Source organism: Microbulbifer maximicatervae (SeqCode) (assembly GCF_052467955.1).
The window spans coordinates 551,419-567,778 of record NZ_CP174329.1; the positions used below are offsets into that span (position 1 = coordinate 551,419).

The following is a 16,360-nucleotide window of genomic DNA, read 5'->3' on the forward strand; positions in this document are numbered from 1 at the left end:
GGTTTTAGTCGGCAGTGGTCGGCGTGAGCAGGGGAGCCTGCAGCGCCAGTAGTTGTTTTGCCAGCTTGACGATAGGGGCGGGTAGCCCCAGTTCCTGGGCCGCACGAGGGCGGTTTAAACGCCGCAGTTTATACCAGCCAGCGCCGCTCTCCGCCACCTGTGCTGGGACTTTGCTCAGTTGTACCCACACCGGGGAAATATCCAGGTGAAAGTGAGTGAAGGTGTGTCGCAGGGTCGGCAGGGTTTGGACGTCACTGGCACGCCAGCGCTTTGCCTTGAGCCAGTCGCTGGTATTGTCGGCTTCAGGTGGGCTCCAGAGTCCTCCCCAGATACCGCTGGGCGGACGCTGTTCCAGATAGATTTCACCTTTGTGTTCAAGCAAGAGCAGGGTGGCACTGCGCACCGGCTTTTCCTTGCGCGGTTTCTTGCCGGGGTAATCCTGTGGGTTGCCCTGGGAGTGAGCCACACAGGATTTTTTCACCGGGCACTCCTCGCAGCGTGGTTTCGAGCGGGTGCACAGGGTGGCACCCAGGTCCATCATCACCTGGGTGTAGTTGTTAACGCGTTGGTTTGGGGTATAGGTCTCGGCCAGTTGCCACAGTTGATTGGCAACCGCTGTCTGTCCGGGCCAGCCCTCCACTGCGTGAAAACGGGCCAGCACCCGTTTGACGTTGCCATCGAGGATCGGCGCCCTGAGTCCCATACTGATACTGGCAATAGCACCAGCGGTGGAGCGGCCTATGCCACTCAATTCGGTCAGTTCCTCTACGTCCTGGGGAAACTCCCCGCCGTATTCCTCTAGCACCGTCTGGGCGCATTTGTGCAGGTTACGGGCGCGGGCGTAGTAGCCGAGGCCGCTCCAGTGAGCCAGGACTTTGTCCTGGGGCGCGCGGGCGAGACTTTCTAGGGTGGGGAAGCTCTGCATAAAGCGCTCAAAGTAGGGAATCACCGTGGTGACCTGGGTCTGTTGCAGCATGATTTCGGACACCCAAACCCGATAGGGGTTGATGTCTTGCTGCCAGGGCAGGTCTTTGCGCCCGTGTTTGTCGAACCATTTCAGGACGGCATTTTGGAACTGCTTTGGGGTCATGGGGATACTGCGGGCTGGAATCTGTGGTTGAACGCTGGAGTTGTGCACCGGGCGGGCCCCGGTGCACTTTAGCGGGGCCTTAGCGGCCGAAGAGATTTTTCAATTTTTCTTTCAGTTCGTCGACCTTTTCTTCAACTTTATCGCCATATTTCTTTTCGGCTTTGTGCTTCAGTTCTTCCCGCAGCAAGTCGTCGAGGCGGCGGCTGTCGGGTTTACAGGTGCTGATGTTCACATCGTCGAAGTCGCCCTTGCAGCGCAGCGGCAGCGGGCGATTGCGCCAGCGCTTGTTGCGCACGGTACAGCCGTCGGCGGAGGTGCTCTCTCCCACCAGGGCCAGGCCGAGCTTGAAGTCGAAGTCCTGTTTCTTCAGGTCCACCTCTCCGTCACCGGTCAGGGCGATATTTTCGATACCGGCGAGAATTTCGCTCACATCCACCTGGTCGCCTTTCACCGCGATGGTGGCGCGAAGGTCCTGCAGTCCGGTGCTGTTGGGCCAGTCCCGAGTGGGCATTTCGGTATTTTCCGCGTAGCTGAACAGCTGGCACATGTTTTTCTCCAGGTTGAATGGAGAAATTGACATTTCCTTGCTGGAAACCTCAACGGAGGCGCGCAGGTTTTTCTCTAAGGCTGTGGATGTTTTACCTTTGGTGCTGGCACTCCAGTTAACGCTGGCTTCCCCAGCCAGCTGGACGTCTTCACTGGGGAAGAGGGCAGCTTGGACCTTGCCGATATCGACATTGGTGAGACCGCCGCGCATTTGCGCCTCGGCGGACTGGGCGCGAGCGTTGAGCTGGCCATTCGTGTTCAGCTGGCCACCATAGATATCGGCACTCAATTTTTGCAGTCGGTAGAGGCCGTTATCCACAGTGAGTTGGATTTCCGGGCTGTCCATTTGCAGGTCAGCGGCTTGCAGTTGGTCCAGTGCCAGGCTGATATTGGCGTTGAAGCCGCGCAGGTCGCTCAGTGGCAGGGGTTCTGCCGCGGGCGGCTTGGCAGCTACTGTTCTCTTTGGTTTTTCTGCGGTTTCAGTTTGATCGCTCTGTGCCGCCTGCTCTCCCTGCTTTTTGCCTTCAGCGGCGGGAGCTTGCGCACTCTGTGCTTCCACTCCCTCGGTTTGTTTTGCCGAAGCGGCTCCAGCCTCATCTTCGTTCGAAGGGGGCAGATAGTTATCCAGGTTAAAGGCGCCGCCGCGCAGGTTCAGGTCCAGCCCGGGCATTTCTGCGTTGCGCAACTGGGCGTTGCCGCTAAAGGTGACGTCGTCCAGTTTCAATTGCAGCGGTGTCAGGTCGAGCTTTTGCTCGGTACCTTCCACGCTCGCTTCGATACTCAGCTTTTGCAGTGCCGCTTTATCGCGGGTATCGATTTCGGTGCCCGTCAGTTCAAACCAGGGGCGCAGAGGGTCGGCATTGGCGTTGACGTTTAGTTGTATACGCCAGGGTTGGGTGTTGCTGTCCCTGCGCAGGTAGCCGCGCATATGTAGGCTGGCCTTGGCGCTGTTCTCAGAGGTGAGGTCTACTTGTAGCGGTTGCAGGCGCAGCCCATTGAGGCCCTCGTCCAGGGCGAGGGTACTATCAATTTTTAGCTTCAGTGGGTGTTTGAGGTCGCTGCCGGTAAGGTCTGCTGCGGCAGTGAGTTTGCCCGGCTCGCCACCCGGTACCAGGTTAATAACGCTTACCTGCAGGTCTTGGACTTTGTACTCTTTGTTAGTCTGGGCATCGCTGTAGAGCACCACGCCCTTCTCGATACGCAGCTTTTGCAGGCTCAGGTCGACCTGTTGTTGTGATGGCTCTTCCTGTTCCTTGGGGATAGAGAGTTTGGGAGGTTGCTTGCTCTGAGCTTCCAGGGCCTCGCTAATCAGCTCCCAGTTGCCGCGCCCTTCTTTGTCGACGGTGAGCTCAATTTGCGGAGCTACCAGGACTATCTCCTCAGCCTCTACTTTGCGTTGCAGTAGTGGCTTGAGGGCCACGCCAATGGCAATTTTTTCTGCTTTCACCAGAGTTTGTTTTGGCAGCTTTAATGGTGCCAGCTGTACATCTTCAAGTTGCAGGCCGAGCTTGGGCCACAGCTGCCAGCCGATATCACCTTCCAGTTGCAGGGAGATGCCCTGTTTGGCAGCGAGTTTTTCTAACTGGGGTTTGTATTGGTTGATGTCGAGTCCTGCTAACAGCCAGGCGACGGCGCCAGCGAGTAGCAGGAAAACGATTAAAAGTGCGATAAAAGTGCGCTTTATCCAGGCCATGGAGAGCATTGTCCCTGTGTATTTGTCGTGTGGTGTCACGCATATGACGCCGCAGCGCGGCTCGATGTTCCCGCGCACTTCTACAAATAGGTTATGCCGGAATTGTAGGAGATGCAGCCCCGCGAGGCTGGGAAAGCACTGCGGGGCCATTGAAGCAGGTGTTTATTAGAAAATAAACCGCACACCGGCTTCGACGCTGCGACCAGCTTCAGGAGCGTAGTCGCGCAGTAGTGAGGTGGAGTTGCGAATTTCTTCGTCGAGCAGGTTGCGGGCGCTGGCGAAGATCACCGCGTCGCTGCTGCCGATGTTGAAGTTGTAGTGGGCACTCAGGTCCATACGGGTATAGCCGTCGGTTTCTTCTTCGTAGGCGCCGGCGCGATCCTGGTCCGCAGCTTCGACTGTGCGCCATTCCCAACCCCACTGGTCGTACTCTGCTCCCAGGGCGAGACCCAGGCGCAGGGGAGGCATGCGCGGCACATCGGAACTCTCACCGGCGATATCTTCGTCGAAGCTCGCGCGCACAACATCGCCAAACAGAGTCAGGTAGAAGTTGCTGCGCAGGGGAAATTTCACCGAGGCTTCAGCACCGTAGAAGGTGGCATCGCGGTTGCCATAGGCGTAGATGGGCAGCTCTTCTTCAAACAACTCATTGGTGTTTTGCGCGTAGATGTAATCGCCGATGCGGTTGTAGAAGACGCTGGCTTCAATCTGCGCTGCATGCCAGCCACTGGCCGCTTCGTTGTGGTGGTGATAGCCCAACTCCAGATTAATGGATCGCTCTTTGTCCAGTTCACTGTTGCCAATTAAGTATGTGCCCTCGGCTAGGTGCTCGCCGTCGGCAAACAGCTCTTCGGCTACCGGGGCGCGTTCGGAGCGGGTGGCACCGACGCTGATATGCTGGTGCTCTTGCAGGAAGTACTGCAGGGTAGCGCTGGTGCTGAACAGGTTGAAGTCACGGTCTTCTTCGTACTCAGGATCGACATCGACACGCTCAATACGCGCGCCCAGGTCCAGGTGCCAGTTGCCCCATTCGCGTTCCTTCATGGTGAAGAGGCCGGCGCTGCGGGTGCGGGAGGGCTGGATAAATGCCCCTTCGTCAGAGGTAAAGTCTTTATCGGATAACTGCAGGCCATAGGCGCCACGCCACTCGCTACCGCTGTCGTGGGTGATTTCCAAGCGCCCTTCCCAGGCTTCGTTGGCATAGCGGGTACCGGCTGCGTCCTCTTCCAACTCTACGTGCTCGTAGTCGTTATAGCCGATACGCAGGCGTAACTTGTCCCAATAGTTGCTGTTGAAGCGGTGCTCGCCTTTGAGGTCGTAGCGAGTCTGCGCCATATCGATACGCACAGCTTCGACTTCGCTCTCCTCCTCATGCTCTTCGTGTTCCTCGTGATCGTCCTCGTCGTGCTCCTCATCATCGTGGTGGTGCTCGTGAGTGCCGAGAGGAATGCCGTAGTTGTTCTCAAGCTTGTTTACTGACAGACCGATATAGCCACTTTCAGTAATCCAGGAAACTCCACCGCTGTAGCTGTGGGCGCGGGCGTTGGTGTTGCCGACGTAGCCGTCGGTGTTGAATTCTTCCTCGTGCTCGCCTTCGTCCTCGTCGTGTTCTTCGTGTTCCTCGTGCTCGACAATAGCGAGGCCGGGAATTTCCGTGTCGTCATTTTCGCGGTAGACACCGTCGAAGTACCAGGCCAGCTGCCCGGCACCGCCGGTAAAGCGGAATACCGAGGCATCCTGGTTGTTGGCAGTGTCGTGGCGCATCTCAACCGCGCCTTCAACTTTCTCGGGTACGTCAGTGGGGATGCGACCGTCGATAATATTTACCACCCCACCGATAGCGCCGCTGCCGTAGCGTAGTGCCGCCGGTCCGCGCAGTATCTCGATGCGCTCCGCCAGTAGAGGTTCGATACTGGCGGCGTGATCGGCGCTGGTGTTGGAGGCGTCAGAGACATCCAGGTTATCGTTCAGGATCTTCACCCGGTTGGCGCTCTGGCCGCGAATAACCGGTAGGCCCACGCCACTGCCAAAGGAGGCGTTGGCCACTCCCGGCTGGTTCTTCAGGGTTTCGCCCAGGGTGGCGGAAGCGGCTTTGCGCAGGGTCTCGCCGGAGAGCACCGATACCGGCGCAGCTACTGCGTCGGCGGGCTTATCCAGGGGAGATACGGTGACGTTAACTTCTTCCAGTTTGTTGCTGTCTTCTGCGGCGCAAATAGCGGGCACGGCCAAGCTGGCAATAGCCAGGGCCAAAGTATTGAACTTAGTCATTGTTTTTAATTCCTGTCACAGGCGGACAATGCCATACGCGCTCCAGCGCGGGCATTCACTAAAAAATATCGGTTTTTGGGTGTTAGCTGAGTGACAGGAAGAAGGGAGGGGCGCGCGCACTCTGGCGCTCTGGCTGGCGATCGCGCGCGGTTGGCGCAGAGGGCCGTTCATAGTGACTTTGGGGCTCAGCCTGTACGAGCAATGGCTCGCTGCCGAGTGCTGCAGGTGAATGCATGCAACACAGGTCACACATCTCTACCTGGGTATCGCCCAGGTGGAAGTGCTCCGCCCACAGCGGCTGAGCTGCTACTACGGCGAGTAACAGGAACAGGCTGGCCCAGTAATGGGATTTTCGGCGCTTTAGAGTAACCATGCGGTGCATGATAGAGCTAAACAATTACGAATCAAGTTTCATCTGACACTAGAGAACCACAGGGGGGGTCATTCATCCTATAATTTGCGCCCTCTGTCTTATCGTGCAAATAAGGATCGCTTTCGATGCGTACAGCTAGCGTCACCCGTGACACCCTGGAAACCAAGATTCAAGTCAGCGTTAACCTGGACGGCCAAGGTCATGGCAAGTTCGCGACTGGGGTTCCTTTCCTGGAGCATATGCTCGATCAAATTGCTCGCCACGGCATGATCGACATGGACATTAGCTGCGATGGCGATATTCATATCGATGACCATCATACGGTGGAAGATATTGGCATTACCCTGGGCAAAGCCATTACCGAAGCGCTGGGGGATAAAAAGGGTATGACCCGTTACGGCCACAGCTATGTCCCATTGGATGAGGCGCTTTCCCGGGTCGTAATCGACTTCTCCGGTCGACCCGGCCTGGTTATGGATGTGCCTTTCACCCAGAAGCGGATCGGCAACTTTGATACCGAACTGTTTTTTGAGTTCTTCCAGGGCTTCGTCAATCACGCGCTGGTAACCGTACATATTGACTGCCTGCGTGGCCACAACGCTCACCATCAGGTGGAAACTGTATTTAAAGCCTTTGGCCGCGCCCTGCGAATGGCGTTGACTCCGGACCCCCGTATGGCCGGCACCATGCCCTCCACCAAAGGAGTCTTGTGATGGGTAAGATCGCAGTACTCGATTACGGTATGGGCAACCTGCATTCGGTGGCCAGTGCCCTGAACAAGGTGGCGCCGGAGGCCGAGGTGGTGCTGGCGCAGACGCCGGAGCAGGCCGAGGACGCAGAGCGCCTGGTGGTGCCCGGTGTGGGTGCCATTCGGGATTGTATGGCAGGGTTTGTCGAGGCGGGTTTTTCGCCGCTGCTTCGCGAGGCTATCAGTGTGGGTACCCCGGTGCTGGGTATCTGTGTGGGTATGCAGATTATGATGCACCACAGCGAGGAGAATAATGGCGTTGATTGCCTGGGGATTTTCCCGGAGCCGGTGAAATTCTTCGGCGACAACATTCCCCCGGCGCAGAGTGCTGAACGGCTCAAGGTGCCCCATATGGGCTGGAACAGTGTTCAGCAGCGTCAGCCGCACCCCCTGTGGGCCGATATTGCCGATGGCAGCCGTTTCTACTTTGTCCACAGCTACTATGTGCCGGCTGCTGAAAATCTGGATATTGCCGGGCAAGCCGAATACGGCATTCCCCTGGCTGCCGCAGTTGCCAGGGAGAATATCTTCGCCACCCAGTTCCACCCGGAGAAGAGTGCCGAGGCTGGCTTGCAGCTGCTAAAGAACTTTGTCCACTGGAACGGCCGGGCTCAATAGACCCAGCTCACCGATCACACTGAAATTACTGCCGACGTAAGAAAAGACATGATTGTAATTCCCGCGATTGATTTAAAAGACGGCCAATGCGTGCGCCTGCGCCAGGGCGAGATGGATGACGCCACTGTATTTTCCGATGATCCCCTGGCGACAGCCCATCATTGGGTGAACGAGGGAGCCAAGCGCCTGCACCTGGTGGACCTAAATGGTGCCTTCGCCGGCAACCCGGTGAACGGTGAAGCGGTAACTGCTATCGCCAAACAGTTTCCCGATTTACCGGTGCAAATTGGCGGAGGCATTCGCGATTTGCATACTATCGAGCGCTATCTGGATGCCGGTGTGCAGTGGGGGATTATCGGCACTGCGGCGGTAAAAAATCCCAAGCTGGTGGAAGAGGCGTGTCGCGAGTTCGAGGGCCATATTATTGTTGGACTCGATGCCAAAGATGGTTTGGTCGCAACCGAGGGCTGGGCTGAGGTCTCCGAGTTGAAGGCGACAGAACTGGCCAAGCGCTTTGCCGATTGTGGTGTCAGCTCTATTGTTTATACAGATATTGCCCGCGACGGCATGATGCAGGGCGTCAATATTGAGGCGACCCTGGAAATGGCCCGCGCAGTGCAGGTGCCTATTATTGCCTCCGGCGGTGTCAGCAGCATTGAGGACATTGAACAGCTGTTGGATGCCGGTGAAATCTACGGTGCGATTACCGGCCGGGCGATCTATGAAGACAAGTTGAACCTGCGCGAAGCGCAGCAGCTTTGCGACCAACGGAACAAATAATGGCTCTGGCGAAACGTATTATTCCCTGTCTGGATGTGGACAACGGCCGCGTGGTGAAGGGCGTTAACTTTGTCGATATCCGCGATGCCGGCGACCCGGTGGAAATTGCCCGCCGCTACAACGAAGCGGGCGCGGATGAAGTCACTTTCCTCGATATCACCGCCACCCATGAGCAGCGCGATACCATCCTGCACACGGTGGAGAAAATGGCCCATGAGGTGTTTATCCCCCTCACTGTCGGCGGCGGTGTGCGCACCTTGCAAGATATCCGCAATCTGCTGAATGCCGGTGCGGACAAGACTGCAATCAATTCAGCGGCGGTGAAAAATCCCGAGTTTGTACGCGAGGCCGCCGAGCGCTTTGGCAGCCAGTGTATTGTGGTGGCCATTGATGCCAAGCAGGTGGGAGAGGGCCGCTGGGAGATCTTCACCCATGGCGGGCGCCAGCCCACTGGCATCGATGCTGTGGCCTGGGCCCGGCAGATGGCCGAATACGGTGCCGGCGAAATCCTGCTGACCAGTATGGATCGCGACGGCACCAAGAACGGTTTTGACCTGGCCCTGACCCGGGCAGTTACTGAGGCGGTTCAAGTGCCAGTCATTGCTTCCGGTGGTGTGGGAGATCTACAGCACCTGGCGGATGGCGTATTGCACGGCGGTGCGGATGCGGTATTGGCTGCGAGTATTTTTCACTTCGGCGAATACACCATTGCCGAAGCGAAAGCGTTTATGCACAGCGCAGGGATTGAAATGCGCTTGTAGGTAGGTGTAGGTCTTGCACGGCGGGCCCAGGGCCCGCCGCACTCTGCTTACTGCTGTTCGTCTGCGCGGGCAAGGCGCTCGCGCAAACCCCTGTCCCTGTGAGCGTAGAGATTGAGGCCCTTGAGTACATTGAGGGCTTCGAAGATTTGGTTGTCGCGATCCATCCAGTCTTCCCGTTCTTCCTGTTCTCTCGAGCGGTCTTCAGAAGTCCGGTCGGCACCACCGTTACCGTTGTCCAGATGCCCGGCCAAATCCGCTTCAGTGGGTCTGGGAGAGTCGTCCAAGCGGGTGACTTTCACCCGCTCTACCACGATATCCGGTGTGATGCCCTGGGCCTGGATTGAGCGGCCATTGGGAGTGAAGTAGAGCGCGGTTGTCAGCTTGATGGCGCGCTCATTATTGATAGGGATTACCGTTTGGACCGAGCCCTTGCCGAAGCTGTCGGTGCCCATCACCACTGCGCGGCGGTGGTCCTGTAGGGCGCCGGCGACAATTTCCGCTGCAGAGGCGGAGCCCGCGTTGATTAATACAACTAGCGGAGCGCCTTCGGTTAAATCGCCCGGCTCGGCGGAATAGCTCAGGTTGGCGGCTTCATTGCGGCCTTCGGTGTAGACCACCAGGCCCTCTTCCAAAAATGCATCCGCTACTTCCACCGAGGATTGCAGCACGCCACCGGGGTTGTTGCGCAGGTCGATAACCAGTCCTTTCAGCGCGCCTTTCTTCTGCAACTTGATCAGCTCGTCGGCCACATCGGCGCCGGTGTCCAGCTGGAACTGGCTGATGCGCAGATAACCGTAGCCATCATCGAGGACTTTGCTGCGCACACTGCGCACGCGCACGGTGTCCCGCTTGAGAGTGACATCGAAAGGTTCTTTAAAACCTTTGCGAGCGATGGTCAGGGTGACACTGCTTCCTTTGGGCCCGCGCATCCACTCCACCGCTTCATCCAGGCTCACGCCCTTCATGGATTTGCCCGACAGGCGCAGTATGACATCGCCGGCCTTGAGGCCAGCGCGGGAGGCGGGGGTGTCGTCCATGGGGGTGACGACGGTGATATGGTCGTTTTCGATGCCCACCTCGATCCCGAGGCCGGCAAACTCACCGGTGGTGTTGGCTTGTAAATCGTCAAAGGATCGGCGATCAAGATAGGAGGAGTGCGGGTCTAGGCCTTGCAGCATGCCCTTGATGGCGTATTCCAATAGGGTGCGGTCGTCCACTTCCTCGATATAGCCCTGGCGAATTTGCTCGAAAACTTTGGCAAAGCTGCGCAGATCTTCCAGCGGCAGGCGGGCTTCAGTGTCTGCAGCCACCTGGGAATGGCTATCGCCGTCGGTCAAACCCATTAAAGGCAGGGCTGTCAGAGCGGCTGCGCCGATCAAGGTTGTCAGCGCCTTGGGGATAAACATGTTGTTGTGACCTCTGCCTTATTTCTTCGCTGCTTTGCGAAAGTGTAGACCGCAGAGATTGGCAGGGATTCTAAGCGGACGCCAAATTCTACAGTGTCACGATCTTAGTCGTCATAAGCCCAGGGGTCTTACACCTGGGTTGGCTCCCGCTCTTATTCTCTTTTGGCGATAAAAAAGCCGATACTCCGCAGCTTTTCGTCGTGGTGCTTTCTCATTTAATTAGCACAGCGGCGGGAGTCGTGAGATGAAGTGGGGAGCATTAGGCGGGTGTGTAATCCCGATCGCTGTGATTTGCGAGGGGGCTCTATAACGGGTGCGTGGAAAATGCCCGGGATTTTACGCCTCGTATTATGCCTTCTGTGCCAGCTCCGATCAGGAGCGGCACCAAACTGTAGGGTCCTGCGCTTTACCCCGGTGGCGAATTTCGAAGTAAACACCGCTATGGCTGAGTCCACCGCTATTGCCAACCCGAGCGATGGTGTCACCACTTTCCACCCACTCGCCAATATTGCGGGTGAGGGACTGGTTGTGGGCGTAGAGACTCATGTACTCCTCTCCATGATCCAGGATAACCAGCATGCCGTGGCCGCGCAGGTAATCGGAGAAAACCACGCGGCCGCGGTGGATTGCCCGCACCGGCTCCCCTTCATTGGCGCGCAAGGTGACACCTTTCCAAGTGATGCCATTGGCGCGGCGCTGTCCATAGGCATTGGCGCGGCGGCCATCAACAGGCCACTGCATCTTGCCCCGCTGGCGCGCAAAGGGCTTTTGCTCGCTGGGGTTTACCAGTGAGGCGATGGCGCGACCTACTTCGTCGATCAATTTTTGCAGGCGTGTGCGATCTCCTTGGAGCTGCTTGAGTTCACCGCTGCCATCGGAGAGCCGCGCCGCAAGTTTATCCAGCGTGTCCTTGCGATTCTGCTGTGCGACGCGCAGTTTGCTCTGGCGTTTCTGCAGTTGCTCTCGCTCCGCTTTCAGGGTCTCGCGCTCGCGCTCAATGGAGGCGGATACGGTTTCCAGTGAGGTGAGGGTTTCAAGGTAAGTGTCTATGATGCGGCTGCGTTCTTGGAGGAAGTAATCGTGGTAGCGGAGATGGCGGGCGACGTTCTGTGGATCTTGCTGGTTGAGCAGGAGCTTGATCTGCTCCTGTCGGCCTAGTCGGTATGCGGCGGCGATCTCCTGCTCGACCCGCCGCTGCATACTTCGTCGCGACTCTTGCAGTTGCTGTTGTTCCTGCTGGAGTTCGCGCAGCTTGTCCGAGCGGCTGCGCATATCCTGTTTGATCTTGTCTATGCGCTGGTGCAGCCCAGAAATATCTTTCTCGTTCTCTTCCAAATCCTTGAGCAATTGGTCGCGCTGGCCCCGCACCTGGTTGAGTTCCTGTTGCAGGGACTCAATGCGTTGCTTGATTTGCGCCAGGCGCGCCTGCTCATCTCCCTCTGCCTGGCTCCAGGCGGGCAGGGAAATCAGTGTGATCAGGAAGAGTACGAAAGTTTTCATCAGTCCATTTTTACCAAACTTTGGCCGGTCATTTCCGCCGGTTGTGGCAGATCCATCAACGCTAACATGGTTGGTGCTACATCCGCCAGACTACCTCCGTCACACATTTGCACATTGCGCTCGCCGATATAAACAAAAGGCACCGGCAGAGTGGAGTGCTGGGTGCTAACTTGGCCGGAGTTGGCGTCGAACATCTCTTCCACATTGCCGTGGTCGGCAGTTATCAGCACTTCGCCGCCGGCAGCCAGAGCGGCGTTTACGACGCGCTCTACACACTGGTCCAGGGCTTCGACGGCTTTTACTGCCGCCTCGAAAACACCGGTATGGCCGACCATATCGCCGTTGGCGTAGTTGCAGATAATGGCGTCGTACTCGCCGCTCTCAATCGCTGCTACCAGTTTGTCAGTGACGATTGGTGCATTCATTTCCGGTTGCAGGTCGTAGGTGGCCACATCCGGTGACTTGATCAGTTCGCGGGTTTCGCCGTTGTAGGGCTCTTCGCGGCCGCCGCTGAAGAAGAAGGTAACGTGGGCGTACTTTTCTGTCTCGGCGATGCGCAGCTGGGTTTTGCCCTCTGCAGACAAGTACTCGCCGAGGGAGTTGACCAGGTTTTCTGGTGGGAAGGCACAGCTGGCGTGGATATCGGCAGCGTATTCGGTCGTCATGACAAAGTCCGCCAGCTGCGGCTTGGCTTTGCGCTCGAAGCCGCTGAAGTCCTGCTCGGTAAAAGCGCGGGTTAACTGGCGCGCGCGATCCGGGCGGAAATTCATAAAAATAAGGGCATCGCCGTCCTGGATCGGAGCGGGCTTGCCAATCACCGTTGGCGCGACAAATTCATCGTTTTCACCGCGCTCATAGGCCGAGGCCAGCCCTGCCAGGGCATCACTGGCACTGTGCTCTGCTGTACCCAGGGTCAGCATGTCGTAAACGGACTCGGTGCGCTCCCAGCGCTGGTCGCGATCCATGGCGAAGTAGCGCCCGGCCAGGGTAGCCATATGGGCATTGCCGACGGAGTCACACACCTGCATCAGGCGCGCCAGGGATGGTTCGGCACTGCGCGGTGGGGTGTCGCGGCCATCGAGAAATGCGTGTACATAAATAGCGCGGGCGCCGCGCTGTGCCGCCAGGGTTATCATGGCGACAATATGGTCTTCGTGGCTGTGTACGCCGCCTTCGGATAGGAGTCCCATAATATGGACGGCGCCGTTATTGGCGATAGCCTTATCGACCGCAGTGGTGTAAGCGGTATTGCGGAAGAAGTCGCCGTCCTGGATGGCTTTGTTGATCCGGGTAAAGTTCTGGTAGACCACTCGACCGGCACCCAGTGTCATATGGCCGACTTCCGAGTTGCCCATTTGTCCATCGGGCAGGCCCACCGCCATCCCGGACGTCTGGATCAGGGTTTTTGGGCGGGTCGACCAGATATTGTCCCAAACCGGAGACTTGGCTGCGTGAATCGCATTGTGCTCGGGATTGTCGCTGTGGCCGAAGCCGTCCAGAATCAGCAGGACCAGGGGGCGTTTTTGCGGGGCTTGCGTAGCGGCCATAGCGACAGTATTCCTCTTCCAAGGGTTAAATTGCGGACGCGGATTTTAACCTGTGGGGCTGGTATTTCACCATGTTATTTAGCTTAAGCCGGATTACAAAGAGGCTGGGGCGGAGGGATTTGGTTGATTAGAATTTCGCCATGATCGTGTATACTCCCGCCGGCATTGGGCGCCGTAGCGCCCTATTGATTACCACTTGAGGATTTTGGGGGCGAAGTGGATTTTCTCGACTTTTTAGCTGAGCAGTGGCTGTTGGTCGGCCTGCTTGTGGCATTGCTTTACGCATTTGTTTTGACTGAGCGATTCAAGTCTGGCGAGCCGGCATCACTTCATGAAGTGACCAAGCTGATCAATAGCGACGGGGCCAAGGTGCTGGATATTCGCGATCGCAGCGAGTTCACTGCCGGTCATATTGTCGACTCCCTGCATATTCCCCACGGGGATGTGGCTGAGCGCATTGCCGAGCTGGAACCGTTTAAAGACAAGACCATTATTGTCGCTGACAAGATGGGGCAGCACGCAGGTCCGGTGGGGCGCATGCTGAAACAGAAAGGTTTCCAAGTGCGTCGCCTGCAGGGCGGAATGAGCGAGTGGGCTAACCAGAACCTGCCTGTCGTTAAAGGCAAAGGTTAACCTGAAGTATCAGTTTGACGGAGTTTTGTCATGCAGAATGTTGTCATTTATACCACCCGTTTCTGCCCCTACTGTATTCGCGCCAAGCAGCTACTGGATAGCAAGGGTGTCGCTTATCGCGAAATCCCTGTGGACAATAATCCCGGCTTGCGCGCAGAAATGGCTGACAAGGCGGGGCGCCGCTCGGTGCCGCAGATTTGGATTGGCGATAAGCATGTAGGTGGTTGCGACGACCTGATGGCGTTGGAGCGCGGTGGCCGACTCGACAAATTGCTGAAAGCAGCGGGATAAGCGGAAAACTGACGCGGCCGCCAACATGCGGTCCCCAATTTTTGCTATTTATCCGGTCTGGGCCTTGAAACGTTTTATCGAGGCCCCAACTGTTGAGTTATTACCGGAGTCTTTCTCACGGAAGGCATCAATAAACTTTTTATAATGAACAGGCTGTAACATGGCTGAAGAATTAAATGGCGCAGCGGCAAACGCAGAGGCTCCACAAGTACAATTTGCGATGCAACGCATCTACCTGAAAGACCTCTCCTTCGAAACCCCGATGGGTGCCGAGGTCTTCAAAAAGCAGTGGAAGCCCCAGGTTAATCAGGAGCTGAACACCAAGACCGCGAAGATCGAAGACGATCTGTACGAAGTGGCTCTGACCCTGACTATCACCGTAAAGCTGGAAGAAGACACCGCTTTCCTGGTGGAAGTAAAACAAGCTGGCCTGTTCGGTATCAAAGGTCTGGAAGGTCAACAGCTGGCCCAGGCCCTGAATACTGCCTGCCCGCAAATTCTGTTCCCCTACGCTCGCGAAGTGATCGATAACGCAGTAGTTAAAGGTTCTTTCCCGGCACTGATGTTGCCGCCTGTGAACTTCGACGCTCTGTTCGCTGCTGCCCTCGATAAGGCACAGAAAGAAGCAGAGGGCGCTCAAGCGAACGCTTAATTCGCTTTAGCCCAGCTGGCACGATAAAAAGGTCCCTTAGCGGGGCCTTTTTTTATATCTGTAATCTCCCCGGGGATAGCTTCCGCTTTACTGACTGCCCCTTCGCAACCGCAGCACAAACCTGGAGCCGCTTATGCAGTGGGATCTGCCAAACCCATTTATCACCAAAGTGACGGTTGGCGCCGAACATGTGGATGGTCTGAGTCATGCCAACAATGCGGAATATGTGCGCTGGTGTGAGGCCACCGCCTGGGCGCACAGCGCAGCCCTGGGTCTGGATGTCACGAATTATCAGCAGCTTGACCGGGGAATGGCAATTCGTCATGGCGAGTATGACTATATACTGGCGGCCAGAGAGGGGGAGGAATTGCTGTTTGGCACCTGGCTCACTGAGGTGGACGGGCGTCTGAATATGACTCGCCGCTTTCAGGTGTTTCGCGCCGCCGATAAGGCATTGGTATTGCGGGCCGAATGGCGGATGGTGTGCATTGAGCTTTCCACTGGCAAGCCAAAACGTATGCCGGCGATCTTCAAGGAAATTTACAGTCCGGCAGTGACTGCCCCGGAGGCTGAAAAAAATGAGTGAAGAGTTTGTATCCCTGACCAACAATTCAGGGGCGCTTAAGGACAAGACCATCTTTATCACTGGTGCCAGTCGTGGCATCGGCCGGGCGATTGCCCTCAAATGCGCGGCGGATGGTGCCAATATTGTGATTGCCGCTAAGTCGGCAGAGCCACATCCCAAGCTTCCGGGAACCATCTTCTCGGTGGCGGAGGAAGTGGAGAAAGCCGGCGGCAATGCCCTGGCCCTGCAGGTGGATGTGCGCGATGAGCAGCGAGTAGAGCAGGCTATGTCGGAGGCTGCCGAAAAATTTGGCGGCATCGACGCTGTGATTAATAATGCGGGCGCGATCAACCTGACCAATGTTGAGTCGACACCACCCAAGCGCTACGACCTGATGCAGAGTATCAACAGTCGCGCGGTGTATCTCACCGCCCACTTGGCGACTCCCTACCTGAAAAAAGCTGACAACGCCCATATCCTCAGCCTGTGCCCACCGCTGAATATCCAGCCCAAGTGGTTGGGGCCCTTCGCTCCTTACGCCCTGTCAAAGTTTGGTATGACCATTCTCAGCCTGGGTCTGGCAGAAGAGCTGCGTGAGGCGGGGATCAGCGTAAACACCTTGTGGCCGCGCACACTGGTGGCCACCGCTGCGATTGAGTTTGCGGTGGGTAGTCGTGATATGTTTGAGCAGAGCCGCAAGCCCTCAATTATGGCCGATGCGGCCTATGAGATACTGACGACTAAAGATGTCGCCTTGAGCGGTCGCCAGCTAATCGATGAAGAGCTGTTGGCAGAGCGCGGTGTGAAGGATTTCACCGGTTATGCCCACAATCCAGCCAATGCAGACAATTTAACCAAGGATTTATTTCTCGACTGACGCTGGCAGGGG

At 57.0% G+C, this 16,360-nt stretch carries 16 protein-coding genes; 9 read left to right on the top strand and 7 right to left on the bottom strand.

The window, feature by feature from the left end; translation table 11 throughout:
- Window positions 1-4: 4 nt before the first annotated feature.
- The 4 genes from mutY to ACJJI5_RS02370 form a co-directional block, all read right to left on the bottom strand.
- Complete coding sequence (gene mutY / locus ACJJI5_RS02355; RefSeq protein WP_444898274.1) at window positions 5-1,090, bottom strand: A/G-specific adenine glycosylase; 1,086 nt, start codon at window positions 1,088-1,090, stop codon at window positions 5-7.
- A gap of 79 nt (window positions 1,091-1,169) precedes the next feature.
- Window positions 1,170-3,329 (bottom strand): AsmA family protein, encoded by a 2,160-nt coding sequence (locus ACJJI5_RS02360; RefSeq protein ID WP_445355427.1) that lies wholly within the window; start codon window positions 3,327-3,329, stop codon window positions 1,170-1,172.
- 165 nt (window positions 3,330-3,494) lie between these two features.
- Window positions 3,495-5,597, bottom strand: a complete 2,103-nt coding sequence (locus ACJJI5_RS02365; protein WP_444940438.1) for a TonB-dependent receptor — start codon at window positions 5,595-5,597, stop codon at window positions 3,495-3,497.
- Window positions 5,598-5,679: 82 nt separating this feature from the next.
- Window positions 5,680-5,994, bottom strand: coding sequence for a hypothetical protein (locus tag ACJJI5_RS02370; RefSeq protein ID WP_413663756.1), 315 nt, complete (start codon window positions 5,992-5,994; stop codon window positions 5,680-5,682).
- 101 nt (window positions 5,995-6,095) lie between these two features.
- On the opposite strand from ACJJI5_RS02370, the gene hisB reads away from it, so the two are divergent.
- The 4 genes from hisB to hisF are packed head-to-tail and all read left to right on the top strand — an operon-like array spanning window position 6,096 to window position 8,877.
- A complete protein-coding gene (hisB, locus tag ACJJI5_RS02375) occupies window positions 6,096-6,683 on the top strand; it encodes an imidazoleglycerol-phosphate dehydratase HisB (RefSeq protein WP_282930763.1) in 588 nt (195 codons plus the stop codon).
- Window positions 6,683-7,336 carry an imidazole glycerol phosphate synthase subunit HisH gene (gene hisH, locus ACJJI5_RS02380; RefSeq protein WP_445355428.1) on the top strand — a complete coding sequence of 218 codons (654 nt, stop codon included), beginning with the start codon at window positions 6,683-6,685 and terminating at the stop codon, window positions 7,334-7,336. Before hisB ends, hisH begins: the two co-directional genes overlap by 1 nt.
- 48 nt (window positions 7,337-7,384) lie before the next feature.
- Window positions 7,385-8,116: a 1-(5-phosphoribosyl)-5-[(5-phosphoribosylamino)methylideneamino]imidazole-4-carboxamide isomerase gene (gene hisA / locus ACJJI5_RS02385; protein WP_445355429.1), complete on the top strand. Its 732-nt coding sequence runs from the start codon at window positions 7,385-7,387 to the stop codon at window positions 8,114-8,116.
- A complete protein-coding gene (gene hisF, locus ACJJI5_RS02390; RefSeq protein WP_282930766.1) occupies window positions 8,116-8,877 on the top strand; it encodes an imidazole glycerol phosphate synthase subunit HisF in 762 nt (253 codons plus the stop codon). The genes hisA and hisF overlap by 1 nt, the downstream gene beginning before the upstream one ends.
- Before the next feature lie 47 nt (window positions 8,878-8,924).
- Here the strand turns inward: hisF and ACJJI5_RS02395 are convergent, their stop codons facing one another.
- The 3 genes from ACJJI5_RS02395 to gpmI form a co-directional block, all read right to left on the bottom strand.
- Window positions 8,925-10,283, bottom strand: coding sequence for a S41 family peptidase (locus ACJJI5_RS02395; RefSeq protein WP_413663753.1), 1,359 nt, complete (start codon window positions 10,281-10,283; stop codon window positions 8,925-8,927).
- A gap of 372 nt (window positions 10,284-10,655) precedes the next feature.
- On the bottom strand, window positions 10,656-11,783 hold the full coding sequence (locus ACJJI5_RS02400; RefSeq protein WP_445355430.1) for a murein hydrolase activator EnvC family protein: 1,128 nt from the start codon (window positions 11,781-11,783) through the stop codon (window positions 10,656-10,658).
- Window positions 11,783-13,330: a 2,3-bisphosphoglycerate-independent phosphoglycerate mutase gene (gpmI, locus tag ACJJI5_RS02405; protein WP_445355431.1), complete on the bottom strand. Its 1,548-nt coding sequence runs from the start codon at window positions 13,328-13,330 to the stop codon at window positions 11,783-11,785. The genes ACJJI5_RS02400 and gpmI overlap by 1 nt, the downstream gene beginning before the upstream one ends.
- A 216-nt stretch (window positions 13,331-13,546) precedes the next feature.
- Here gpmI and ACJJI5_RS02410 point away from each other — a divergent pair, with 216 nt between their 5' ends.
- The 5 genes from ACJJI5_RS02410 (at window position 13,547) to ACJJI5_RS02430 (ending at window position 16,348) form a co-directional block, all read left to right on the top strand.
- Complete coding sequence (locus ACJJI5_RS02410) at window positions 13,547-13,963, top strand: rhodanese-like domain-containing protein (protein ID WP_282930770.1); 417 nt, start codon at window positions 13,547-13,549, stop codon at window positions 13,961-13,963.
- 30 nt (window positions 13,964-13,993) lie between these two features.
- Window positions 13,994-14,254 (top strand): glutaredoxin 3, encoded by a 261-nt coding sequence (grxC, locus tag ACJJI5_RS02415; RefSeq protein ID WP_282930771.1) that lies wholly within the window; start codon window positions 13,994-13,996, stop codon window positions 14,252-14,254.
- Window positions 14,255-14,414: 160 nt separating this feature from the next.
- On the top strand, window positions 14,415-14,906 hold the full coding sequence (gene secB, locus ACJJI5_RS02420) for a protein-export chaperone SecB (RefSeq protein ID WP_282930772.1): 492 nt from the start codon (window positions 14,415-14,417) through the stop codon (window positions 14,904-14,906).
- Window positions 14,907-15,039: 133 nt separating this feature from the next.
- Entirely contained in the window at window positions 15,040-15,492 is a 453-nt protein-coding gene (locus tag ACJJI5_RS02425; protein ID WP_282930773.1) for an acyl-CoA thioesterase, read from the top strand.
- Window positions 15,485-16,348, top strand: coding sequence for an SDR family oxidoreductase (locus tag ACJJI5_RS02430; protein WP_282930774.1), 864 nt, complete (start codon window positions 15,485-15,487; stop codon window positions 16,346-16,348). The genes ACJJI5_RS02425 and ACJJI5_RS02430 overlap by 8 nt, the downstream gene beginning before the upstream one ends.
- Window positions 16,349-16,360 lie beyond the last annotated feature (12 nt).

Excerpts from the sequence above, each read along its gene's own strand:
- mutY (WP_444898274.1), bottom strand. The coding sequence starts at position 1,090 with ATGACCCCAAAGCAGTTCCAAAATGCCGTCCTGAAATGGTTCGACAAA.
- ACJJI5_RS02360 (WP_445355427.1), bottom strand. The coding sequence starts at position 3,329 with ATGGCCTGGATAAAGCGCACTTTTATCGCACTTTTAATCGTTTTCCTG.
- ACJJI5_RS02365 (WP_444940438.1), bottom strand. The coding sequence starts at position 5,597 with ATGACTAAGTTCAATACTTTGGCCCTGGCTATTGCCAGCTTGGCCGTG.
- hisB (WP_282930763.1), top strand. The coding sequence starts at position 6,096 with ATGCGTACAGCTAGCGTCACCCGTGACACCCTGGAAACCAAGATTCAA.
- hisH (WP_445355428.1), top strand. The coding sequence starts at position 6,683 with ATGGGTAAGATCGCAGTACTCGATTACGGTATGGGCAACCTGCATTCG.
- hisA (WP_445355429.1), top strand. The coding sequence starts at position 7,385 with ATGATTGTAATTCCCGCGATTGATTTAAAAGACGGCCAATGCGTGCGC.
- hisF (WP_282930766.1), top strand. The coding sequence starts at position 8,116 with ATGGCTCTGGCGAAACGTATTATTCCCTGTCTGGATGTGGACAACGGC.
- ACJJI5_RS02395 (WP_413663753.1), bottom strand. The coding sequence starts at position 10,283 with ATGTTTATCCCCAAGGCGCTGACAACCTTGATCGGCGCAGCCGCTCTG.
- ACJJI5_RS02400 (WP_445355430.1), bottom strand. The coding sequence starts at position 11,783 with ATGAAAACTTTCGTACTCTTCCTGATCACACTGATTTCCCTGCCCGCC.
- gpmI (WP_445355431.1), bottom strand. The coding sequence starts at position 13,330 with ATGGCCGCTACGCAAGCCCCGCAAAAACGCCCCCTGGTCCTGCTGATT.
- grxC (WP_282930771.1), top strand. The coding sequence starts at position 13,994 with ATGCAGAATGTTGTCATTTATACCACCCGTTTCTGCCCCTACTGTATT.
- secB (WP_282930772.1), top strand. The coding sequence starts at position 14,415 with ATGGCTGAAGAATTAAATGGCGCAGCGGCAAACGCAGAGGCTCCACAA.
- ACJJI5_RS02425 (WP_282930773.1), top strand. The coding sequence starts at position 15,040 with ATGCAGTGGGATCTGCCAAACCCATTTATCACCAAAGTGACGGTTGGC.
- ACJJI5_RS02430 (WP_282930774.1), top strand. The coding sequence starts at position 15,485 with ATGAGTGAAGAGTTTGTATCCCTGACCAACAATTCAGGGGCGCTTAAG.